The 22,714-nt window shown below is 72.1% G+C and carries 20 protein-coding genes; 6 read left to right on the forward strand and 14 right to left on the reverse strand.

Features of this window, described 5'->3' with window-relative positions:
- Window positions 1-40: 40 nt before the first annotated feature.
- A complete protein-coding gene (locus ABS52_05765) occupies window positions 41-769 on the reverse strand; it encodes a Rossman fold protein, TIGR00730 family (GenBank protein ID ODT04223.1) in 729 nt (242 codons plus the stop codon).
- Window positions 770-1,099: 330 nt separating this feature from the next.
- Here ABS52_05765 and ABS52_05770 point away from each other — a divergent pair, with 330 nt between their 5' ends.
- Together ABS52_05770 and ABS52_05775 are read left to right on the forward strand one after the other, a co-directional pair.
- Complete coding sequence (locus ABS52_05770; protein ODT04159.1) at window positions 1,100-2,539, forward strand: hypothetical protein; 1,440 nt, start codon at window positions 1,100-1,102, stop codon at window positions 2,537-2,539.
- Between the two features lie 97 nt (window positions 2,540-2,636).
- Window positions 2,637-3,029 carry a hypothetical protein gene (locus ABS52_05775; protein ID ODT04160.1) on the forward strand — a complete coding sequence of 131 codons (393 nt, stop codon included), beginning with the start codon at window positions 2,637-2,639 and terminating at the stop codon, window positions 3,027-3,029.
- A 175-nt stretch (window positions 3,030-3,204) separates the two neighbouring features.
- On the opposite strand, the gene ABS52_05780 is transcribed toward ABS52_05775, so the two are convergent.
- Window positions 3,205-5,214 carry a hypothetical protein gene (locus tag ABS52_05780; protein ODT04161.1) on the reverse strand — a complete coding sequence of 670 codons (2,010 nt, stop codon included), beginning with the start codon at window positions 5,212-5,214 and terminating at the stop codon, window positions 3,205-3,207.
- A gap of 210 nt (window positions 5,215-5,424) precedes the next feature.
- Between ABS52_05780 and ABS52_05785 the strand changes: the two genes are divergently transcribed.
- Window positions 5,425-7,182 (forward strand): hypothetical protein, encoded by a 1,758-nt coding sequence (locus tag ABS52_05785; GenBank protein ODT04162.1) that lies wholly within the window; start codon window positions 5,425-5,427, stop codon window positions 7,180-7,182.
- Window positions 7,183-7,357: 175 nt separating this feature from the next.
- On the opposite strand, the gene ABS52_05790 is transcribed toward ABS52_05785, so the two are convergent.
- From ABS52_05790 to ABS52_05810, 5 genes are all read right to left on the reverse strand, one after another.
- Window positions 7,358-7,813 (reverse strand): hypothetical protein, encoded by a 456-nt coding sequence (locus ABS52_05790; protein ODT04163.1) that lies wholly within the window; start codon window positions 7,811-7,813, stop codon window positions 7,358-7,360.
- Window positions 7,814-7,824: 11 nt separating this feature from the next.
- Window positions 7,825-8,247: a hypothetical protein gene (locus ABS52_05795; GenBank protein ID ODT04164.1), complete on the reverse strand. Its 423-nt coding sequence runs from the start codon at window positions 8,245-8,247 to the stop codon at window positions 7,825-7,827.
- Window positions 8,248-8,307: 60 nt separating this feature from the next.
- Window positions 8,308-8,694, reverse strand: a complete 387-nt coding sequence (locus tag ABS52_05800; protein ID ODT04165.1) for a hypothetical protein — start codon at window positions 8,692-8,694, stop codon at window positions 8,308-8,310.
- A gap of 120 nt (window positions 8,695-8,814) precedes the next feature.
- On the reverse strand, window positions 8,815-9,669 hold the full coding sequence (locus tag ABS52_05805) for a hypothetical protein (protein ID ODT04166.1): 855 nt from the start codon (window positions 9,667-9,669) through the stop codon (window positions 8,815-8,817).
- Window positions 9,670-9,778: 109 nt separating this feature from the next.
- On the reverse strand, window positions 9,779-11,224 hold the full coding sequence (locus ABS52_05810) for a hypothetical protein (protein ODT04167.1): 1,446 nt from the start codon (window positions 11,222-11,224) through the stop codon (window positions 9,779-9,781).
- A 247-nt stretch (window positions 11,225-11,471) separates the two neighbouring features.
- On the opposite strand from ABS52_05810, the gene ABS52_05815 reads away from it, so the two are divergent.
- Window positions 11,472-11,834, forward strand: a complete 363-nt coding sequence (locus tag ABS52_05815) for a hypothetical protein (protein ID ODT04224.1) — start codon at window positions 11,472-11,474, stop codon at window positions 11,832-11,834.
- A 203-nt stretch (window positions 11,835-12,037) separates the two neighbouring features.
- Here the strand turns inward: ABS52_05815 and ABS52_05820 are convergent, their stop codons facing one another.
- Window positions 12,038-12,343: a hypothetical protein gene (locus ABS52_05820; GenBank protein ID ODT04168.1), complete on the reverse strand. Its 306-nt coding sequence runs from the start codon at window positions 12,341-12,343 to the stop codon at window positions 12,038-12,040.
- On the opposite strand from ABS52_05820, the gene ABS52_05825 reads away from it, so the two are divergent.
- Window positions 12,326-13,930, forward strand: coding sequence for a hypothetical protein (locus tag ABS52_05825; GenBank protein ODT04169.1), 1,605 nt, complete (start codon window positions 12,326-12,328; stop codon window positions 13,928-13,930). The two genes, ABS52_05820 and ABS52_05825, sit on opposite strands and share 18 nt — an antisense overlap.
- Before the next feature lie 107 nt (window positions 13,931-14,037).
- Here ABS52_05825 and ABS52_05830 read toward each other — a convergent pair whose 3' ends face one another.
- From ABS52_05830 to ABS52_05850, 5 genes are read right to left on the reverse strand one after another with little or no spacing between them, the layout of a single operon-like run.
- A complete protein-coding gene (locus tag ABS52_05830; protein ID ODT04170.1) occupies window positions 14,038-15,360 on the reverse strand; it encodes a hypothetical protein in 1,323 nt (440 codons plus the stop codon).
- Window positions 15,357-16,340, reverse strand: a complete 984-nt coding sequence (locus ABS52_05835; GenBank protein ODT04171.1) for a hypothetical protein — start codon at window positions 16,338-16,340, stop codon at window positions 15,357-15,359. Before ABS52_05835 ends, ABS52_05830 begins: the two co-directional genes overlap by 4 nt.
- A complete protein-coding gene (locus ABS52_05840; protein ID ODT04172.1) occupies window positions 16,319-17,560 on the reverse strand; it encodes a hypothetical protein in 1,242 nt (413 codons plus the stop codon). The genes ABS52_05835 and ABS52_05840 overlap by 22 nt, the downstream gene beginning before the upstream one ends.
- Window positions 17,544-18,173 (reverse strand): hypothetical protein, encoded by a 630-nt coding sequence (locus ABS52_05845; protein ODT04173.1) that lies wholly within the window; start codon window positions 18,171-18,173, stop codon window positions 17,544-17,546. Before ABS52_05845 ends, ABS52_05840 begins: the two co-directional genes overlap by 17 nt.
- Window positions 18,170-18,931, reverse strand: coding sequence for a hypothetical protein (locus tag ABS52_05850; GenBank protein ODT04174.1), 762 nt, complete (start codon window positions 18,929-18,931; stop codon window positions 18,170-18,172). The genes ABS52_05845 and ABS52_05850 overlap by 4 nt, the downstream gene beginning before the upstream one ends.
- Before the next feature lie 184 nt (window positions 18,932-19,115).
- Here ABS52_05850 and ABS52_05855 point away from each other — a divergent pair, with 184 nt between their 5' ends.
- A complete protein-coding gene (locus ABS52_05855; GenBank protein ID ODT04175.1) occupies window positions 19,116-20,975 on the forward strand; it encodes a hypothetical protein in 1,860 nt (619 codons plus the stop codon).
- On the opposite strand, the gene ABS52_05860 is transcribed toward ABS52_05855, so the two are convergent.
- Window positions 20,946-22,598: a hypothetical protein gene (locus ABS52_05860; protein ODT04176.1), complete on the reverse strand. Its 1,653-nt coding sequence runs from the start codon at window positions 22,596-22,598 to the stop codon at window positions 20,946-20,948. The two genes, ABS52_05855 and ABS52_05860, sit on opposite strands and share 30 nt — an antisense overlap.
- Window positions 22,599-22,714: the final 116 nt, after the last annotated feature.

A 22,714-nucleotide genomic window follows, 5' to 3' on the forward strand; every position in this document is an offset into this window, starting at 1 on the left:
CTCGTCTTCCCCTCCCCTGGTCCTCTCGTCTTCTTGTTCTTCAAAGTCCTCCCTCCAGCCGCCCACGGGCGGCGCTGAGTTGTGCCTCGTACGCGGCAATCACCGTCCGTGCCGCTTCTTCGGGATCGTCGGTCACCAGCATGAGGTCGACGTCACCCGGGGAGATCTTCCGTTCCCCGAGCACCCGCGACTGGATCCAGCGAATGAGCCCGGCCCAGTAGTGCCGGCCGAAGAGGACGACGGGAAACTGGTAGATCTTCCCCGTCTGGATGAGCGTGAGCGCCTCGAACAGTTCGTCCAGCGTACCGAAGCCGCCCGGAAAGATCACGAAGGCGTTCGAGTACTTGATGAACATCGTCTTCCGCACGAAGAAATAGCGGAAGTTGATGAGCGTGTCGACATACGGATTGGCCCCCTGCTCGAACGGGAGCTCGATGTTGCACCCGATGGAGCGCCCTCCGGCGAGCTTGGCCCCCTTGTTCGACGCCTCCATGATGCCGGGGCCGGCGCCGGTGAGAATGGCGAATCCGGCCTCGGCGAGGAGGCGCGCCGTCTCCTGCGCCGCCACGTACTGCGGGTCATCGGGTCCGGTGCGGGCCGAGCCGAAGATCGTGACCCCCTTCTCCACGCTGGCCAGGGTGTCGAACCCCTCGATGAACTCTCCCTGGATGCGCATGACGCGCCAGGGATCGGTCCGCGTGAAGTCATCGCGCGAGAAGCGCTTCTGCAGGAGCTTGGCGTCTTCCGTGAGCGGGAGCGGATCGCGGATGGAGGCGTCGATCACGCGGTGCGCACCGCTGGTACGGGCGCTGGACGACTCCGACGGCGGCATGCGCCCCGCGGCACGGTGGCCCGACTCGGTGCGTTCACGCAGCCCCTCGAGCGCCTCCTTGCCGGCATCCAGGAGGCGGCCGGGGGTCATCGGCCGCCCCGACGCCGACCGACTCTCGCGCTGGGGTTGCTTACGCTTGGCCATCGAGTGGTTAAGATCGTGGAGTGTGAGCGCGCAACACGCGCATGAGCTTAGCGTAACACGCATGGGGGCGGAACGGCTGCGGCATGTCGCCCCCCACTGCGCCACCTCGCGAACCCCTCACCGTTGCCCGTCATCATCCTCCTGGCTGATGGTGCCCGTCCCGACACGCTGCGCGCAGCGATGGCCGGGGGGGCCCTGCCTCACCTGTCGCAACTGGGGGAGGAGGGGGGAGTGCATACCGTGACCACCGCGTGGCCGTCGGTGACCGGCGTGGCGTACACGCCCTTCCTCATGGGGCGATTTCCGGGGAGCGTGGGGCTCCCCGGGCTTCGCTGGTTCGATCGTTCCCGCTCGATCGGTCCATGGCTGGCGCATTCGCGCAGTTACGTGGGTTGGGGGATGCGCCTCGTCGACCGCGACCTGGCGGACGATGCGCCGACGGTGTTCGAGCTGGCCGACTCGTCGCTGGGGGCGCTGGCGGTGATCGAGCGAGGACTCCCGCACGGGTGTCGCCTGGGGCGGGGGGCGCGCTTCGTCGCCCGGGCGGCTGCGACGCACTTCCGGGGTGACGTGCGCGGGTGGCTCGCCATCGATCGCGAGATCGGGGACGAGGTGGTGCGTCGCGTCCGGCGCGAGGCCCCCGCCTTCGTCTTCGCCGCCTTCACCGGGATCGACAAGACGTCGCACGCCGCCGGACACGACGGCTCGCTCGTGCGCGAGGCGATGCGGACGCTGGACGACGTCGTCGCAGAGATCCGGCACGACGCCGAGCGCAGCGGACGGTGGGAACGGACGCAGCTGTGGGTCGTGAGCGACCACGGGCACTCCCCGGTGGAGCGGCACGATGACCTCGCCGTGCTGATGGGCGAGACGTGGGGGTTCCGCACCCTCGCCCACCCGTGGACGGTGGGCGCGGGGCACGAGGTGGCGGTGATGGTGAGCGGGAATGCGATGGCGCACCTCTATCTCGAGCTGGAGCATCGCCAGCGTCCCTTCTGGCCGGCGCTGGCGGCACGCTGGGAGGGGGTGGTGCACTCGCTGCTCGAGCGATCGTCGGTGGACCTCGTGATCCTGCCGCAGGCGCCAGGCGAAGCGGAGGTGCGCGCGAGGGGGCGCGGGTCGGCGCAGGTCGCGTGGGACGAGGGGAGCTATTCCTACCGTCCGATCGATGGCGATCCGTTAGGCATCGGCGAGGTGGAGGGGGCGGGGGGGCGCGAGGCGTACGAGGTGACCATCGACACCGACTACCCGGACGCGCTGGTGCAGATCGCGCACCTGGCATCGTCGCCGCGTTCGGGCGACGTCCTGCTCTCGGCGGCGCGCGGCTGGGACTTTCGCGAGCGCTACGAGCCGATTCCCCACCGCTCGGCGCACGGCGCCCTGCACCGTGACCACATGCTCGCCCCGCTGGTGGTCAATCACCCCGTCGCGCAGCCGCCGCGGCGCACGGTCGACGTCATGCCGAGCGCGCTGGCGGCGCTGGGGGTTCGCATTCCCGACGGACTGGACGGCGAGAGCTTCGTGGCCGACGCCGCCGCCCTTGCGCTCAGCACCGCGGGGTGAGAGCGTTGCGCCGACGGGGGAACTCGGGTGACTCCGTCGTGACCATGCCACCAACGAGGAAGCCATGAGGTCTCGCCGATTCGGCGCGTTTGGCACGATGCTGCTGCTCGTCCCGATCGTCGCGGCGTGCGGTGGAGGTGGGAGCGGAGGCGCCACGCCGCAGACCGCGGCAGCGCCGGCACGCGGCAATTCGAACCTCATCGTGGAGGCGGAGATCGCGGCGGCGGGAGTGACCAATGCGCTCGAGGCCGTGCAGCGCCTACGCCCGGCCATGTTGCGGGGTCGCGCCTCGCAGGGGTTCTCCGACACGCAATCCAACAGCGGGATCGTCGTCTACGTGGACGGCATCCAGACCGGTGGCGTGTCGACCCTCGCCAACGTCACGGCGCTCAACGTGAAGGAGATCCGCTTCATCAACGCCGCTGACGCGACGACGCGCTTCGGCACGGGGCATCCGATGGGGGCGATACTCGTGGTGACCAGGCGGTAGCGCCGGGCGCGGCGCGAGGGCGCGACGCACGGGCGCGACGCACGGGCGCGACGCACGGGCGCGACGCGAAGGAGGGCGAAGACGGAAGCGGAGCACCGCGGCATGTCCCGGTCGCTCCGCTTCTCGTCTTCTCGTCTTCTCGTCTTCTCGTCTTCTCGTCTTCTCGTCTTCTGTCCTACGGCACCACGAGTGGCTTGGGCTCGATCTTCACGATCCACAGCCCGTTGTACATGTCGTTGACGTACGCGAGGCCGTCCTTCACGACGACGCCCCACGTCATGGCGGCGTTCTGCACCCTGCCGTCCATGTCGGCGGTGTTGAGGTGGCCGATCTCGCGCCCCTGGGCGCGCAGGTCGCCGCGAAGTTCCCCCGAGATGTCGAAGGCGCGAAAGCCGCCGTTGTACGCCCCCATGTACAGCGTGTCGCCCGCCACCCAGACGTTGTGCACCCCGCCGAACTCCGGCTCGTAGTAGGCCACCGACCGGGGCTTGGCGATGTCGGAGACGTCGATGACCTGAAGGCGCCCGTAGGCGCGCCCGGCGGCGGCGTCCTTTGCCCCCTTCACCCCGGCAGCAGGGAAGACCTCGTCGGCGATGAAGACGTAGTTCTTGTGGCGCCACGCGGTGTGCGTGCCGCGGATGAAGCCGGACCCGCCCACCGCCTCGACGTCCCGGTACAGGAAGTTGAGGTCGTACTTGTACTGTGACACCAACTGCGGATTGCCGGGACTCCCGCCCTTGACGCCATTGCCCACGTCCAGCACCACGAGGCCGTCGTTCCAGTAGCTGGCGTAGACGAGACCGTCCTGCACGTCGATGTCGTGCAGCGTGCGCCCGGCGTCGCCGTGCAGGCGCGGGGTGCGCCACTGCGCCACTTCCTTCGGCTTGTAGGGATCGTTGATGTCGATGACATGCATCGCCCCGGTGCCGTCGTTGGTGAGGTAGATGTGCGTCCCGTACTTCTCCTGCCGGAAGATGAAGGCCGAGTGCACGCCGGCGGTGACGCCGTCGGTGAACTCGGAGATGACCTTGGGATGCGCGGGGTCCTCGAGGGAGCAGATGACGATCCCGTTCTTGCGGTCGCTGGCTCCCTCGCGGGTGAAGACGAGGAACTTGCCGTCGGGGGTGGTCATCACGTCGTTCACGCGGCGCGTGTTGGAGACGACGGAGTCGGTCACGACCGGCTTGGCGGGGTTGGAGATGTCGATGGCGTACATGACGTCGCCCCCGCTCCCCGACCCCAGGTAGGCGTGCTTGCCATCGGGGTGGATCCAGACCTCCTCGGTGGTGAAACGGGTGCGCGGGAGGCGCCCGACGACGGTGAGCGGACGGCGCACCTCGCGTGCGGTGACGCGCACGACCGCCTGCGCCGAGCGGGAGCCCTGGGAGGCGGTGACCACGTACTCGCCGGGCACATAGCCGGTGAAGGTCCCGTCCTGCTCGATGAGCCCTTCGCCCGGGGCGAACGACCACGACGTCGTGAGCCCGGCGACCACCTTGCCACCGGCATCGCGTGCCGTGACGCGGAAGCGCTGCACGTCGCCCTCTCGCGCATCGACGTGTCCCGGGGTGAGCTCGAGCGACGCGACCTCCACGCCGACGACCTCGACGGGGACGGTGACCCTGGCGCTCCCCGATGTCCCGGTGAGCGTGGCCCGGCCGGCCCGAACGCCCGCGACCATTCCGTCCTGGTCGACCCGTGCCACGTTAGGCGCGGTCGAGACCCAGGTGATGCGATCGGCGGCCCGAAGGTCCTTCGTTTGCGAGTAGACGTGCCCGCCGAGGCGCAGCCGCTGGCCAAGGGCGAGCTTCACGCTGGCGTGCGAAGGCGTGATGGATGCCGCAGGGCCGGGGACCATGCGCACCTCGAAGCGCTCCACCCTGGGACGGACCCCGGGAACGAGCGCGACGGCCACGACCGGAAGCGTCCCCGTGGCTCCCGATTCGACGAGGCCGAGCGAATCGACCGTCCCCTCGAATCGCCCTCCCTGGGCCTGGAAGCGGATGCGCACCCCCTCCAGCACCTTGCCCGACGCATCGAATGCCTGGGCGGAGAGGCGGAGCGTGTCCCCCGCGACCACGGTGGGATTGGCAGGCGAGACCACGATCCGGGCGACCTCCGGCGCCTGGGCGCCGGCAGTGGACGCCGTGAAGAGGAGGACAGCGAGCGAGGGGGAGAGCCGCATGAAGTCGACGGTTGGCGAGGGGAGTCGGATCCGCGTGGACGATGTGGGAGGGGACGATGGGCAGCGGACCCGGGAGTCGGGAGAGGGGTGGGTGAATTGCACGCCTCGGCACATGTTCCTTCGGGCGAGCGCGCATCGGCGCACGCGTCGCCGGACCCTTTTCCCCTCGTCGGACGTACACGAAGCAGCGCCACCCGTCATCTCGAGACCATGCGCCACGTCGCCCTCATCGCCGCCACTCTTCCGCTCGCCGCGCTCGCTGTCCACGCGCAGGTGATGGAGGTTCGCCCCGTCACCCCCGAGGCGGCGGCGCCGCGCCTGGGGGCACTCCGGGACAAGCAAGGTGCATTCGAGGCCTTCCGCCGGAGTCACCTGCCGCGCCTCAGCCTGCGAGGGGGCGGGGCGACACAGTGCGACGAGCAGGTGGGGCGCTTCTGCTACTGGTACGACGAGCGCGAGCCCCCTCCCCCCAGCGAGCCGGAGACGATCGCGCGCGAGCGCGCGAAGTTCGTCGCGATCCTCGATTCCACCTATCGCGAGTTCCCCGACGATCGCTGGACTTCCGGACAGCTCGTCCGGTACCTCACCGAGTCGGGGCGAGTGGACGACGCGGTGCGGGCGGCGGCGCGCTGCGAGGCGGGGGGATGGTGGTGCCACGCGCTGCAGGGCTTCGCCCTGCACGAGGCGGGACGTTACGCCGCGTCAGACAGCGCCTGGAGCCGCGCGCTGTCGCTGATGGATGAGCGGCAGCGTTGCGAATGGCGCGACCTCAAGCTCGTGCTCGACGACCGCCTCCTTCGCGACTACCGCGAGCTGGGGTGCGCGCGGCGCGCGGCGTTCGAGGACCGCATCTGGTGGTTGGCGCGCCCGATGATGTCGCTGGCGGGAAACGACGCACGCACGGAGTTCCTCTCGCGCCGCCTCTACACGGTGTTCGTCGAGGATGCACCGTCGGTGTACGCGATGGGGTTCGACGCCGACGAGCGCGAGCTCCTCCTGCGCTACGGCTGGCCGCGCGCCTGGTCGTTTCACGAGGTCTACGTATCGGGGCGTGGATCGACCAAGGTCATCACCGGGCACGAGCCCACCCCCGCCCCGCCGATGCTCCCGGTGGCGGCGACGGTGCTCAACCCTGCCCTGAGCGATTCGGTGGGATGGCGTGGCAAGGGACTGCCGGGAGTGCGCGCGCGCTACGCCCCGGCGGTGGCGCGACGGCTCCTCCCGCTCACGCACCAGTCGGCGATCTTCCGTCGCGGCGACTCGGCGCTGGTGGTGATGGCGTACGACGTGAGCGGCGACCGCGCGCTGGCGGGAGCGGCGCGCGCTGGGGAGATGACGGCCGCGCTGGTCCTGACCAAGGGTGAGGAGCGCGATGCGACGATCGTCAGGCTCCCCGCTCCGGGGGTGCGCGGCACGATCTCGGCCAGCACCACGTGGGGACCGATGCTGATGAGCGCGGAGGCTGGGGCGCGACGGCAGCAGGTGCTGGCCCGCGCCCGCTACGGGATGCGCGCCACCGACACTCCGGGATCGCGCGTGAGCATCTCCGACCTCCTCCTGTTCGAGCCGTACGACGGCATGCCGCGCGCCCTCGAGGAGGTCCTCCCGCACGCCAGCGCCTCGCAGGTCGTGACGGAGGGGGCGAAGGTGGGGATCTACTGGGAGACGTACAACACCGACCCCAGTGGCGAGGGAATCCAGGTCTCCATCACGGTAGCGCCCGAGGACCAGGGCGAAGGCGGATGGATGCGGCGCGGCCTGACCGCACTTCGCCTGGTGCGCGAGGCGCAGCCGGTGACCGTGGGGATGAGCGACGTGTCGGCGCGCGGGCGCGGCTACACCCCGCGTGCCGTCGTCGTCGACCTCGCCACCCTCAAGCCGGGGCGCTACCTCATGCAGCTGGAGATCACGGCGGAGGGGACGATCCCCGTGCGCGGCGAGCGCGCGCTGACGGTGCGCGGGCGGTAGGCGGCGCGAGCGCGCTCCAGCCACCGCGCGGCGACGACTGCCGCTCGCGCAAGCGCAACGTCGACCTCGAACCGGCGCGGCGCGGGATGGCGGGGTGACGTCGTCCGGCGCGCGGCCGCCGGCCGCAGCTGGCGACTGCGCTTCGCTGACGCGCATGGACGTGTGAGGAATCGTCTCACGGCGCCTGATCCGACGGGCGTGCCCGCCAGTCTCCCGTCACGTCGAGCGACCAGCCGTGATCCGGATCGATGCCGGGCGGAGCGTCGGGGCGATACAGGATGACGCGTGCCCGTTCGAGCGTGATGAGCCCCCCGCCGATCATGCGGTCGAGCTCGGGGAGGACGCCTTCGATGTTCGCCTCCGTCTCGATGCACTCGATCACGATCGGGAGGTCACTGGAGAGGCGGAAGAGGCGGGGCTCGTGGACCGTCGCGTGCGCACCAAAGCCCAGGATGCCGCGAAAGACCGTCGCGCCCGCGAACTGTCGCTCGCGCAGGAGCGCGACGATGGCATGGTAGAGCGGTTTCCCCTCCCATCGGTCGGCCTCACCGACGTGAATGCGCATGAGGACGCGCTCGCCCTTGAAGCCGCGGGGCTGTGCGTGAGTGCCGGCGTCGTGTGCGGATGACATGTGGCCACTCGTCAGGTTGCGGTCGCGGAGCCGGGCGAGGCTTCAGGGGAGCCCTGCCCCTCACGGATGGCGGAGGCGCGATGGAGGCGCACCGCGGCGCGCTCGAGCGTGATCACCCCGCCCCTGATCATCCGGTCGAGGGTCGGCAGCACCTCGGCGATGCGGGCCTCCGTCTCGACGGTCTCGATCACGACTGGGAGCCCCTGCGACGTGATCTCGTTGAGTTCGCTGTGCACGGTCCCTCGCGCGCCGAATCCCATGATGCCGTGCAGCACCGTGGCCCCGGCAAAGCCCCGGGTGCGCAGCAGGTCGACGATCGCGAGTGAGGTGGCGCGCCCCTCGTAGCGGTCGTCACCGGAAATCGTGATGCGCATCAGCGTCCGCTCGCCGAGGAGCGGTGGTGGCGTCGACGCCAGTCCAGCCGGCTGACTCATGGGTGCCTCCTGCGGGATCGTGGCGTGTCGCGGTACGGGGCCATGCTGCGGCGCTCCCGCCTACGCCTGCCGCCACGCCAGCAGCTGCCGGGCGACGACGAGTCCCGCGAACGCCGCCAGCAGCGAGAGGATCACGCTCAACGCCACGTAGAGCGATGCGCGGCGCCATTCGCCCCCCTCGAGCAACGCCAGCGTTTCGCTGCTGAACGTGGAGAAGGTGGTGTATCCGCCGCAGAAACCCGTCGTCAAGGCGACCCGGAGGGCCGGCGACACCGCCGGCGAGGCGATCATGGTGCGCAGCAGCACGACGAGCAGGAAGGATCCCGTGACGTTGACGACGAGGGTGCCGAGCGGGAACGTGGCGCCCGCCACGCGCACGAACCAGGCCGACATCGCATAACGCACCGCGCCGCCGAGGGCGCTGCCGAGGGCCACGAACCAGATCATGGGTGAAGAGTGCGGGGAGTGACCGTCTGGTGGCGGCCCGGCCGCAGCCGGCATCGGCCGTGCGGTGGACGCGGTTCCGCCGTGCGGGGCGTGGGGAGCGGGGCGCGGCGGGCCGCCATGTCACGCCATCCGCGCCACGACGACCGTGACGTTGTCGGTGCCACCGCCGGCAAGGGCGGCCGACACCAGGTCGTCACACTCCTGGCTCGCGCTGCGCGGCGCCTGGAGGAGCCGGGCGATCTCGTCGTTAGGCACGTGCTTCGTGAGCCCGTCGCTGCACAGGAGGAGGGTGTCGCCCGCCTCGAGGTCGATGAGGCCGACCGACGGGTTGACCTCGCCGCTCCCCACTGCGCTGGCGAGCGTGCGCCCCATGGGCGACGCCATCGCCTGGTCCTCGGTCATCGCACCGGTGTCGACCAGGTATTGCCCGAACGTCTGGTCGCGCGTGAGCTGGAAGAGGCGGCCACGGCGCAGGTAGTAGGCGCGGGTGTCGCCCACGTGCACGAGGTACGCGCGGGGCGGGACGAGGATGACCATCGTCAGCGTCGTGGCCGGCGCCCACTCGGAGTCGCCGTACTCCCGGCGCAGCGATTCGTGGGCGTCGTGCACGGCCTCCTCCATCTTCTCGATGAAGGCCGCTTCCTCGTCCACGTTGATCCCCTGGAAGCACCCGCTGGCGCGCGCGATGTACTCGAGCGTCGTCTCGACGGCGCGGCTGCTGGCGGCGGCCCCGCCGGCGCGCCCCCCGACGCCGTCAGCGACAACCATGAGGTAGGCCTGCGCGACGCCAAGACGGCCGGCGAGGCGCGCCGGATCGAGGTTGGAGGCACCGACCTCGACCGATTTCCGCATCGTCGCGACGAGGAAGTGGTCCTGGTTCTCGGTCGGGATCAACCCGGTGTGCGTCAGGCCCGCCACGTCGATGCGCCCCATCCCCTCGCCTGCGGGAGGAGTCTCGTCCTCGGAGGTCGTCATGCTCGACAATATGGCAGCGCACGCCCTCCCGCGCCCGCCACGGCTGCCCCCGGGGGGCGAGGGTCGTGAGGCGCGCCGCGCGGGGATGGCCGGGACGCGACGGGGGCGATTACGCGTCGTCCCGCGTGGGTTCCGCCTGCGGCTCGTAGACCTCGGTTGGGAACTTGAAGGCGGCGGCGAGCGCGGGATCGCCTTCGTGACCAAGGACGCGCTGCGCGATGTACTCCCCGACCACCGGGCCGAACTTGAATCCCTCGGCCTGCCCCACGCCGGCAATCCATGCGTTGGTCGTCTCCGGGAGGTGATCGATGATGAAGTTGCGGTTGATGCTGGATTCGTAGTGGCAGGCGCGCGTCTCGAGGAGCGGCGCGTCGCCAAGGAGGGGGAAGCGGGCCTGCACGAAGCGGCGCGATCCGTCGATGCGCTCCTGGTTCATCCAGCGCCCGCTGGTGTCGGGATCCTGCTGTGCCGTGTCGATCGTCGCGCCCTGGCGAGCCGCGGCGGCGGCGCCCGGCGACGCCGCGGGGGGAGGCCCGGGAGGGAGCGGCGGGGCGATGGCGCCGCGCACCCGGAAGCCGCGCAGGTCCACCGGGAGCGCGGCCCATCCCGTGACGCCGGGGAAGTTGTAGCTGGGGAGGTGCGGGTAGGTGAAGCGCCGGTCGCCCTCGGGGACCCCGAAGTAGCAGACGTAGCCTAACGGGATCCGCATGCGGTTCTCGAGCAGCGTGGGGAACAGCTTGCGGAGCCACGGGCCGCAGCAGAAGAGGTAGCGATCGCCGCGGATCACCGTCCCGTCGTCGAGCACCACGCCATCCATGACCCCCTGGGACACCGTCCCCGGCCGGGCCCGCCCGATCACCAGCCTGACCCCCTCGCGCTGCGCGATGGCGGCCACCGCCTGCGTGGCATGGCGCGACCGCACGACGCCGGCGTCGGGCTCGGTGATCGCGATCGTGATGTCGCGCGCGTCGATCACGGGCCAGCGCTTCATCACCTCGTCCCCGTCGATGACCTCGTGCGGGACGCCCTGCGCCTTCCACAGCTCCAGCGTGCGCTTCACGAAGGGTTCCTCGGCGGCGCGGCAGATCACGTCGCCGGTGGTGTGGAAGAACTTCGTGTTGAACTCTGCCGCGTACTCGTCGTCGAAGGCCTGCCAGCGCTGGATGGCGGTGCGCGCCCACGAGGTCCACAGCGCGCCGGCCGCGGCGCGATCGCCGTACGACGAGCGCACGCCGCGCGTCTCGTCGCCGGACGAGGCGCGGGAGTTGCCGGGGCCATAGGCGTCGATCATCGTCACGCGCGCCCCGCGCCGGCGGAGATGGAGCGAGGTCCACCCGCCCCAGGCGCCGCCTCCGACCACCACGATGTGACCGCTGCCCCGGGTCGCGCTGGCAGGTGCAACGCCCTGGGCCGGCGACGGGGAGGGTGTGGCCGAGGCGCACCCGGTGGCCAGGATGGCGCTCGCGCCCGCCCCGGCCACGCGCAGGAAATCGCGCCGGTCCATCGGCGCGGTGGGGACGGCAGGCGGCTCGGTCGGGGAGGTGTCGTCGGGCATGGCGTGCGCGGGGAGCGTGGAGGACGAGGCCGGGCGAAAATGCGGCGCGGCGCTGCGCGAGGCAATCGTCGCGCGGCTCCGGCGAATGCAGCGCCGGGAGTTGCCAGCGCTGCACCACGCTCGCACGTTGTGGATCTGCTCACCCGGCCACCCAGTCACGAGGCACTCGATGTCCCGCACCCTCCTGCTTGCCCTCCTCGCATTGTCGTCCGCCCCCACCCTTGCCCGGGCGCAGAAGCGCGAGGTCATCATCCCCCCGGGAACGACCCCCTCGCCCATCCTCACCCCCGCCATTCGCGTCGGCAACCTCGTATACGCCTCCGGCCAGCTCGGGACGCGTCCCAACCCCGACACCACGATCCAGGGGCAGACCAGGCAGGCGCTCGAGAACACCAAGCGCGTCTTCGAGGCGGCGGGGACGAACATGGCGCACGCGCTGAAGTGCACGGTCTTTCTGGTCGACGTGAAGGACTTCGCCGGGATGAACCAGGCGTACCGCGAGTTCTTCCCCGACGCGCCGCCGGCGCGCACCACCGTGGTGGTGGCGGCGCTGGTGGTCCCCAACGCGAAGATCGAGGTGGAGTGCCTGGCCGCGATGCCGGAGCGGTAGTGCGCACGCCCCGCCCGCGCGAGCGCGCCGTCGGGGCGCTGGCGACGGCGCTGCCGACGGCGCTCGCCCTGGCGGGCGCCGTCGCGGCATGGGGCTGCACCGGGGCCTCCCATGATGGGACACCGAGTGCGCGGTCCCACGGGAGGGGCGGGGCGACATCCCGGTCCGCGGTGACGGTGCGCCACGCGGCGGCCCTCGATACCTCACCGCCGCTCGGCCAGCTTATGCAGCTGGTCGAACACCCCCGGGAGATGCGCGGCGACGGCCAGCAGCGTTCGACGCGCCTTGCCCCACCGGATGATGGTGCCGGGCCTGCCGAGGGCGCCGCCGGCCAGTCGGGCGCCCGCCGGCCTGCACGCGCCAGCACACCTGCAGTCGCCAGCCCGCCGAACGGCGCCGGCGCCCCCGAGCGTGCCGGTGCCGCGGTGCACGACATCGCCCAAGGCGGCGCGCCGCCGCCACGACGGCCGGTCGCTCCCGGGGGCGCCGACGTGGAACAGCGCGCGCACGGCGGTGAGGCATCCGCCCAGCTCGTTGCCTCGTTCGACGGGATCGGCGCCTCCTTTGTTGGACCACAGGGAGCGGCCACGCTGCGCAATCCCTCGGACAACTCGCTCGCCGTGGGGCCCAACCACGTCGTGCAGGTGGTGAACACGCGCCTGGCCGTCTTCACCAAGCGAGGCACGCGGTACGACACCACGGGGCGCCCGCTGTACGGGCCGGTGCCGACGAACAACCTCTTCCGCGGTTTCGGGGGGCCGTGCGAAGAGAAGAACAACGGCGACGCCGTCGTGCGCTACGACCAGCTGGCGCATCGATGGCTGGTCGTGATGCCGATCTTCTCGCGCGTGCGGAAGGACGAGCGGCACGCGCCACCACCCAAGGCGGGTGAGGGGGCGCACGCCAGCGAGGTGGGGCAACGGGGACAGCCGGGTGTCGCGCAGGTGCTGCGCCAGCCGCCACCGTCGCCGCCCGGTGCCGCCCAGCAGGGGCCTCCGCCAGCCGCAACGCCTGCCCCGGTCACGCCTCCGCCCGCCGCGCGCCCCGACACGCAGGGGGTGTACGCCATGTGTTACGCGGTGAGCACCAGCGACGACCCGCTGGGGCGCTACTACCGCTACGAGTTCATTCGCCCACTCTTCCCGGACTACCCCCGCCCGGCCGTGTGGCCGGATGGCTACTACATCCCCACCAGCACGGGCGACGACGTGATCCAGAAGCACGCCTGCGTCGCCGAGCGTGCGCGGATGCTGGCGGGGGCGCCGGCGAGCGAGCAGTGCGTGGTCATCGACGGCGTCAACTTCCTCAACAACGCCGACCTCGACGGGACCGCGCTCCCGCCACGCGGGGCGCCCAACATCATGCTCGCCGCCGGCGGGACGCAGTTGCACAAGGACGTCGACGACGACGGGATCTACGCCTGGACGTTCGCCGTCGACTGGCAGGATCCGTCGCGCACGAAGGTCGCGGGCCCGGTGAAGGTCGCCGTCGCCCCGTACCACTACCTGTGCGACGGGCAGCTCACGAGCTGCGTTCCGCAGCCGGGAACCGAGCGTCGCCTCGACGCGCAGGGCGACAAGCTGATGGCGCGCGTGGTGTACCGGCGCATCGGCGCGCGCGAGTCGATCGTCGCCGTGCACTCGGTGAACACCAGCGCCGGCGGCGGCGGGGTGCGCTGGTACGAGTTCCGCGTGGGGCCGCGGCGCGCGTTGCAGCTCTACCAGCAGGGGACGTTCGCCCCCGATTCGTCGTACCGCTGGATGGCCTCGCCGGCCATGGATCGGGCGGGCAACATCGGGATCGGCTACTCGTTCGGCGGGACACCGCATTTCGCGGGGCAGCGCTTCGCGGCGCGGCGCGCGCGTGACCCCAGGGGGACGCTCACCCTGCGCGAGCACGTGTTGGTCGAGGGGGGTGGCGCGCAGGAGAACACGCTGCGGTGGCAGGACTACACGCAGACCGCGATCGACCCATCCGACGACTGCACCATCTGGTACGTCGGCGACTACCTGCGCGCGGGCGACGCCAACTACTCCACGCGAATCGGGGGGTACCGCCTGCCGGGGTGTGACGCGCCGCGGCATCGCGGGCGGTAGGACGAGCGCGTCTCGGGCGAGGAGCATCGCGCGCGCCCTGCCACCTCCCCGCCGAGTTCCCGTCGTCTTCTCGTCTTCTCGTCTTCTCGTCTTCTCGTCTTCTCTGATTAGAGTGCCGCCCGCCGCTTCAGCACGCGGTACTGCGCCACGACCGCCTCGGCCGCGCCGGCCGGGGGGACATCCAGCACCAGGACCCCCCGCCCTCGCATGTCGGCCAGTGCCGCTTCGCGCGCCTGGAGCAGTTCCTCGGCGGCGGCGCGTTCGAATGCGGCCTGGACCGTCGCGGCACGCGCCGTCGCCAGGCGATCGAGCGCCGGGTCGCGCAGCGCCACCGCGAGGGGGAGGTGGCGCGGGCGCAGCGCGCCGACCTGGGAGACGAGCGCGTCGCTCGCGGTGCGATCGATGACGTCGGTGAAGACGATGGCGAGCGCGCGCTTGCGGTTGCGCTGCGCCAGGAGGGCGAAGGCGGCGGGGTAGTCGGGTTCGACGAGCGTGCCGTGCACCGTCGCGAGGGCGTCGAGGACGCTGCGCAGGGCGCGGCGCCCCCGCGCGGGGGCCAGGTACCGCTGCACGACGTCGGCGAAGACCATCAGGCCGATGTCGTCGTCGTGGTCGACAGCGGCGTGCGCCAGCTGCAACGCCGCCTCCACCACGTATTCGAGTCGCGCGCGCCCTTCGTACTCGGCGGTGAGCATCCGGCCCGCATCGATGGCGATCATGACCTGCTGCCGGCGCTCGTCCTCGTACTGTCGCACCATCGGCTTGCGCCGGCGCGCCGTCGCCTTCCAGTCGATCGTCCGCGTCTCATCGCCTGGCACCCATTCACGCAGGCTTTCGAAGGCACGCCCCTCGCCCAGGCGTCGCGCCGCGCGGAGCCCCGCCTCCCGTCGCCGCTGCGACTGGGTGGGGAGGGCACGGAGCGACGCCCCCACCAGCGTGGGGAAGACCGTCACCGGCCATGGGGTCTCGACGCGGAGCGTGCGCCACGCCAGCCCCCACGGCGAGGAAACCCGCAGGTGCAACGCGCCGCCCCCGCCCTTCCCCCGGGCCACCGGCGTCACGACGTGCGTCTCGTACAGCGCCGAGCCGGGAGCGAGCCGCAGCACCCGCTCGGCGGCGTCGCCCAGCGACAGGAGCGAGGGGAATTCCTCGGCGACGCGCACCACCACCGGACGCGGGAGTCGCGCCTCCCATCGCCAGGTGACGGGGAGCGGCCGCCCCAGCGAGAAGGCGGGCGGGACCTGCCGGCGCACGGTGATGTCGTCAGCCGTGATCGCGGCCGAGCGCCACGCGTCGACCGCCAGCAGCAACAGCCACGCGGCATCGAGAGTGACGAGCCAGGTGGCGGCCGTCGGCCAGGCCAGCGCCAGCGGGGCAACGAGCGCGAGCATCGCCGCGCCAGCGAACCAGCGGCGCGCCGGGAGGATCATGCGCGCGGGGCTTCCACCCGCTCGAACAGCGCCTGGACCGCCGCGTCGGGCGTCACGCCCTCCAGCTCGAGCTCGGGCGCCACCTGGACGCGGTGCCGCAGGACGGGGGGAGCGAGCGACTTCACGTCGTCGGGGACGACGAAATCGCGGCCATCGAGCAGCGCCGACGCCTGCGCCAGGAGGAGGAGCGCCACCGAGGCGCGGGGCGACGCGCCTAACGTGAGGGTCGGCGTCTCGCGCGTCACGCGCACCAGCGCCGTGATGTAGGCCACGATGGACGGCTCGACGCGCACCCGGCGTGCCGCGGCACGCAACGCCTCGAGCCCGCGCGAGTCCAGGACCTGTCCGATCCCGAAGCTCGCCGGGATCGCCGCATCGAAGCCGCCGAGGACGCGCCCCAGCATGCCCTGCTCCGCCTGGTCCGAGGGATACCGCAGGAGGACCTTGACGAGGAAGCGATCCAGCTCGGCCTCGGGGAGCGGATAGGTCCCCTCGAACTCGATCGGATTCTGGGTGGCGAAGACCGTGAATCCCGGAGAGAGGAGGCGCGTTTCTCCGTCCACCGTGACGGCGCGCTCCTGCATGGCCTCGAGCATCGCCGCCTGCGTCTTGGCCGGGGCGCGGTTGATCTCGTCACCCAGGACGAGGTCGGCGAACAGGGGCCCCGGGCGGAAGGTGAAGCGGCCGTCCGCTCCCAGGAAGTTGACTCCCGTGATGTCCGAGGGCATGAGGTCCGGCGTGAACTGGATGCGCCGAAAGGTGAGACCGAGCGACTGGGCGAGGGCGCGCACCAGGAGGGTTTTCGCCGTCCCGGGGGGGCCCTCGAGCAGGACGTGGCCGCGCGCCATGAGCGCGAGGAGCGACTCACGTATGGCATCGCGCTGCCCGAGCACCACGCGCTCGAGCTCGGTCATGAGCTGGTGCGCCGTCGCGGCGTGCGCGCGGAGCTCGTCGGCGTTCAGGGACGCAGGGATTGCCACACATCCTCCACGGCGTTGGCGGCGCTCAGCACCGCGGTTGCAGGTTCGGGGGCGTCGGCCAGCCGGGCCAGGCGCCCGGCGGCCTCACGGGCCTTCGCGTCGGGCGCGCCGGTCGCCAAGGTCTCGAGCCACGCGCGCCAATCCTCGCGCGACGCGGCCCCACCTGCCGCCGGCGAGAGGCGGCGCCGGAGTCCGCACACCATCGCACCGACGGCCTCGCGATGCCCGCGGGCCGCGGCCAACGCGGTGGCCAGGGCCCGCACGTGTTCCAGCGAGGAGCGGCGCTGGCGCGCGATGGCCGCCCGGACCGGCCCGAATCGCACCCCGCTGGCCAGCAGCGCCAGCAGGGCCACCACCGCCAGCTGCCACGTCATCCACCCCAGGGGGTGTCGCAGGCTCCACTCCAGGGTGGCCTGCGCCATCGAGCCGCCGGGGCCGTACCCCTGATGGAACTCGTCGAAGATGAGGCGCCCGCCGCGCGGGAGGACCGTGGCCGCGACCAGCGGCGCGACGTCGCCGCTACGCAAGGAGCGATTGCGCAGCAGCACCGCGTCGCCCACGAGCGTCACCCGGCGCCCATGCGGGGCGACCGTCAGCTGCAGCATGGCCACGTCGCCCTGTCCCGTCATCAGGAGCGTGTCGGCCCCGAGGATCACCACCGGCGGGCAGGCGCCCTCGTCCGATCGCCCGGACGGCGCGGCGCGCTCGGCGCGCGGCAGGAGCACCCCGTGCACCCACACCCCCGCCCCCGCCCCCACCGCCGTGCCCCCCGTCGTCCCAGCGGAGCGCCGGGGCGCCACCCGCGCAGAATCGAAGACGGTCCGCCGCACGCGATGGCCGAAGCACCGCATCACCCCTCCTGCCTCATGTCCGGCAAGGACCAGGTCGGCGCCCACGGAATCGATGGCCAGATGCACGAGGGCCCCTCGCTCGGCGGGCGAGATGGCGCGAGTCGGCGCGAGGATGGCCACGGTGGACGCCGAATCCCGGTGCATCCGGCGCGCGAGGCCCTGCGGACGTTCGCGCCAGCGGAGCACTTCGATACCCAAACGCTCGGCAGCATCTGCCAGCGCCCGCACGCCTTCACGGCCGGCCCCGAACGACGAGGCGCGCGGGTCGGGGTCGTCGACGGCCCGCACCCGACGCCCGGTCGCGAAGGCGAGCACGAGGAGCGCCACCACCGCCCCCGCCGCGATGGCGGCCTCAGTGCGCGGGCGCATACCGCTCGGCGAGCGCGCGCGCGCGCCAGGATTCGTACGCGGCGCGGTCGCACGGCACGCGAGCGAAGGCGTGCCCGTACAGTTCCCGGACCAGCGCCAGGAGGGCACGCCGTCCCTCGTCTGTGAGCGATGCGTCGCGCGCGTACTCGCTTGGGGTCTTGCTGGGGTGGAAGGCCACGACGCGCCGCGCATCGAGCTCCAGCACGAGGCGAAGGAAATCGGCCTGCATCGCAGCCACGTAGTCGCCCTCGCCCGCCAGTCGCGCCGCCTCGCTCGCGTACCACCCCGCATCGCGCGGCGCGGCGATCGCCGCGCCTCCCCGTTCCTCCGGCTGGCCGCTCCCCCGGCGGATGGTGCGCAGCGCGACCCACGCCGCATGGGCGAGGATGGCGAGCAGCACGGCCACCAGCGCCCACATGAGGAGCCGGTACGCGTCCGGGTTCTGCTCGCGCAGGCGCTGGAGGTACTCGCCCGTGGCGAACCAGAGCCGCCGTAGCGTCCCGAAGGGGTCCTCCCGCCCTTCCCAGCGGTACGCGGGCGACGCGAAGACCGAATCCAGGATGGCGTGAAGCGAGTCGGTCCTCGCGGCCTCCGTCGGCTGCACGGCCGTCATCCCTGCTGCAGCGAGGCCGCGAGCATCTCGAGGTCGAACCCTTCCTTGCGAACCCGCAGGTCGTAGTAGAGGACCGTCGTCAGCACGTAGATCAGCGGGTACACCAGCACCTGCAGCGCCGACTGGACGATCATCGCTCCCACCGACAGCGAGGCCTCCGCTGCCGACGCGTCGGAGGTCCCGACCGTGAAGGCGCCGATCGCGATGCCGGGGATGATCAGGAGGAGGAGGATCGCCATGAGCGAGGCAAGGATCTTCCCCTTGTAGCCCCGCGACAGCGCCCAGCTGCGCGACATGGCCGACGTCGGCGCGCCCAGGTCCTCGAGGACGAGCACCGCGGGGGTGATGAACAGTCCGGAGAGGAGGATCATTCCCGGCACGATGAGGAAGACGAGCCCCACCCCCGCGACCAGTGACACCAGGATCGAGGTCGCGATGAGGCGCCCGAGGAACGGCGTCGACCGGAGGATGGCCTCCTGCGTCGTTAGGCTCCCACCGAGGTACGTCTCGGCCACCAGGAACGTCGAGGCCGCCGTCCCCACCGCCCCGAAGACGATGGCAAGGCCGTAGCCAAGCATCGCGAGCGCCGGTTGCTGCACCATCCCGCCAGCCGAGGTGACGAAGACGCCGAGGGCGAGGGGGATCGCCTGCGTGACGGCCGAGATCACGAGCAGGGGGGCGAAGAGCCGGCGGTAGATCCCGAACGACGTATCGAGCACCTCGCCGAGGGACAGGGGGCGGAGGGTTGGGACGAGCATGCGATCTCTCCTCGGGAGCGGCCGTGGTGCGGGCGATGCCGAATTCTCGTGCGCGCGGAGCGTCTTTGGAAGCGTCTCGCCCCGCCGTATGTTGCTGCCCAGGGGCGGGGCGCGCGCGGGCGCCACACCCCTCCCCCGCCGGCGTGCGCCGGCGCCTTCCCGCTCCGCGCGAGGACCGAGTGGCATGGGCGCACCCGCAGACTTCCGCCAGCACCTCGAGGTCGAGACGCCGGAACACGTCGTCATCGACTACGAAATCGCCGGGCTCGGGAGTCGCGCGCTGGCCGCCTGCCTCGATAGCGCCATCGTCGCGGCGCTCATGGCGGCGCTGGTGTACCTCGCCGCACGCGCGGGGCCGGCGCTCGGCGCCGCGATCTTTCCCGTGGTCGGACTCGCGCTGTTCGCCCTGCTGTGGGGGTATTTCGCCCTGTTCGAGGGGTTCCGCGACGGGCAGACGCCGGGAAAGCGCTGGTTGGGGATCCGGGTGATCCGCGACACGGGGCATCCGGTCACGCTGCGTGAGGCGGGGGCCCGCAACCTCCTTCGCATCGCCGACTTCCTCCCGCCGCCGTACTTGTTAGGCGCGCTCCTCGTCGCCTTCCATCCGCGGGGCAAGCGCCTGGGCGACCTGGTGGCCGGGACCGTCGTGGTGCGCGACGAGCCGCACGAAGCCCCGGCCGCCAGCGCCGGCGCGGAGGCGATCGACCTGCCTGCGGCGACGGCGGAGGGAGCTCCCCGGCTGAGCGACGAGGAGTTCCGCGTGCTGCGCGAGTTCGTGCAGCGCGCGCCGCAACTCCCCTCGGAGGTGCGCGCGCGGCTCGCCCGGCAGCTGACCGCGCGGCTCGCCGATCGATTCCCCACGCGCGACGCCGACCCCGTCGCCTTCCTCGCCGAGGCCTGGCGCGACGAGGGTACCCGGCGCCGCGGACGGTTCGCAGGCAGTGCCCTCGCCGCGCGGCGCCAGCCGGGACGTCCGGTTTCGCATTCGGCAGCCCTGGAGCGGCTCGTCGCCCGAAAGCAGGCGCGGTGGGACGAGTTCGGCGCCCTGGCCGGGCGCGCCAGTCGTGGCGGGCTCGACGCGCTCTCCGCCGACGAGCTCCCCGACTTCGCCGCTCGCTATCGCGAGGTAGCGGCCGACCTCGCGCGCGCCCGGACCTACGGCGCCGAGCCGCGGCTGCGCGCGCGCCTCGAGCGGCTCGTTGCCGCCGGGCACAACCTCCTCTACCGGGACGAGCGCAAGACCTGGGCGCGTGTGGGGCGCTTCATCGCCGTCGACTGCCCGGCTGCCGTGGTCGCCCAGCGGCGGGTCGTGCTGCTCGCCGCGCTGGCCTTCATCCTGCCCGCGCTCGGCGCATATGCGACGCTACGGGAGCGCCCCGCGCTCGCCGAGGAGGTGCTTCCCGCCGTCCTCCTCGAGCGGGCCGAGGAGGGCCGCCGCGAGCTGCAAAGCGGGCGTGGATACGCCCAGACGGCGGGCGCGCAGCGGGCGACCGTCGCGTCGTTCATCATCACGAACAACCTCGGCGTCGCCTTCGCCTGCTTCGCCGGGGGGATCGCGCTCGGAGTCGGCTCGCTCCTCTCCCTCGCCTTCAATGGCCTCCTCATGGGGGCCGCGTCGGCGCACTTCCACAACGCTGGCCTCCTCGCCTACCTGTGGACCTTCGTGGCGGGACACGGCGTCCTGGAACTCTTCGCGATCTGGTGCGCCGGCGCGGCGGGATTCCTGCTCGGCGTCGCGATGGTCCGCCCCGGCCCGTACACGCGCCGTGACGCGCTCGTCCTCAATGCGCGCACCAGCACGCAGCTCATCGGAGCGTCGATCGTCCTCTTGCTCGTGGCGGGAGCCATCGAGGGATTCCTCTCGACCAGCACGGCGCCGCTCCCCGTGAAGGTGGGGGCGAGCGTGGCCAGCGCCGTCCTGCTGGTGGCCTGGCTCGCCAACGGTGCACGGCTGGGCGGAGCCAGGCGGGCGGGTGTCACGCCGTCAGCCGGTGCGACGCGGCGCGCGGGGCCATCATCCGGGGGGAGCGCCGGCGCCGCCTGACGCGTCGCGCCCCGGCAGCGCGATGCGCCGTTGGATCCCGATCGAGGCGAGGAACGCCTCGTCGTGCGACACCACGACCAGTGCGCCATCCCAGTCGCGCAGGGCACGCTCGACCGCCTCGGTCCCATCGAGGTCGAGGTGGTTCGTCGGCTCGTCCAGGAGGAGGAGCTGGGGGGGGCGGCTGGCATGGAGGAGCGCGGCCATCGCGCCGCGCATCGACTCGCCGCCGCTCAGGGTGGCGACCGGTCGCAGCGGGGCATCGCCGCGGAACAGGAAGGCGGCCAGTGCCTCGCGGGCGTGGGCGGCGCTCGCCCCGTCGTTGCGGGCCAGGAAGTTGTCGAGGAGCGACCCCGTGGGGACCGGCCAGTCGGCGTGCTGCTCCAGCCAGGCGATGTCGCCCGGGGCGATGCCGTGCGCCACCCGTCCCTCGTCAGGCGCAACGCGTCCGGCCAGCAGGCGGAGGAGCGTCGTCTTGCCGGCGCCGTTCGGGCCGGTGACCGCGAGGCGCTCGGGGCCGACGATCGTGAGCTCGATGTCACGAAGGAGCGGCCGGTCGTCGCCGGGCATCGCGATGCTCGCCCCTCGCACCTCGACTACCCGTCGGCGCGCGTGCAGCCCAGTGGGGGGAATGGTGAAGGTCGGGGTGGCCCGTGCCTCGACGCGCGCGCGCGCCTCCGCCAGGCGGCGGCGACTCTCCTCGAGGAGGCGCGTCTTCTCGGTGGCCAGGCGCGCCGAGGTTCCCTGGCTGCGCTCGCGCTTCGCATTGAGGACGAGCCTGGGCTGCGATCCGTCCGCGCGCGACTTCCTCCCACGCGCATCCTGGCGCGCCTTGCGCTCCATGCGTGCCTGGACGGCACCGGCGGTCCGACGAGCGGCGACGCGAGCCGCATCGAGCGCGTGCTCGGCGGCCGCCCGTTCCTCGTCGCGTCGCGCGCGATACGCATCGTACCCGCCCCCGTAGAGCCGTGCGCCGAGCGACGAGAGCTCCACGATCCGGTCCATCCCGGCCAGGAGGGCGCGGTCATGGCTGACGACGACGAGTCCGCGGGGCCAGCGCGCGATCACGCCGCACAGCGCGGCGCGGGCATCCGCATCCAGGTGGTTGGAGGGCTCGTCGAGGAGGAGGAAGTCGGGGTCGCGGACCAGGAGGGCGGCCAGCGCGAGGCGCGTCCCCTCGCCCCCGCTCACACGGTCCAGCGAGCGTTCGAGCGGGAGCCCGCCGAGCCCCACCCGATCCAGCGCCTCGCACGCACGTTCGCGCAGCTCCCACCCGCCGCCGACGCGCTCCACGTCCGCAGCGTCTCCCGCGCCCGACAGGAGGCGGTCGAGGGCATCCAGCGCATCCGCGATGCCGAGGATCTCGGCGACCGTGGCGCCAGGCCGCGGCGTCACCGCCTGCGGGAGGTAGCCGATGGAGCCTCGCCTGACGAGCGTTCCGCTCGTTGGCTCGCGGATGCCGGCGAGGAGCTCGAGGAGGGTGCTCTTTCCGCTCCCGTTGGCGCCGACGATTCCGGTGCGCTCGGCCGCGATGCCGAGGCTCACCCCGTCGAGGAGGGGGCGGCCATCCGGCAGGTGACAGGAAAGACGATCAGCCGTGAGGCGGGGAGTAGGCGGGCGTGACATGCATTGCTCCTGGCGGGAGGGAAGTCGGACGAGGAATTGCCAGGAACAGCTTCACGAGTGCCTCACTGCAGGGGTGAATCGCGCGCGGGGCCTGCAGGCCCGCCTGCCGCACGAGC

This window comes from Gemmatimonadetes bacterium SCN 70-22, from assembly GCA_001724275.1.
Classification (GTDB): domain Bacteria; phylum Gemmatimonadota; class Gemmatimonadetes; order Gemmatimonadales; family Gemmatimonadaceae; genus SCN-70-22.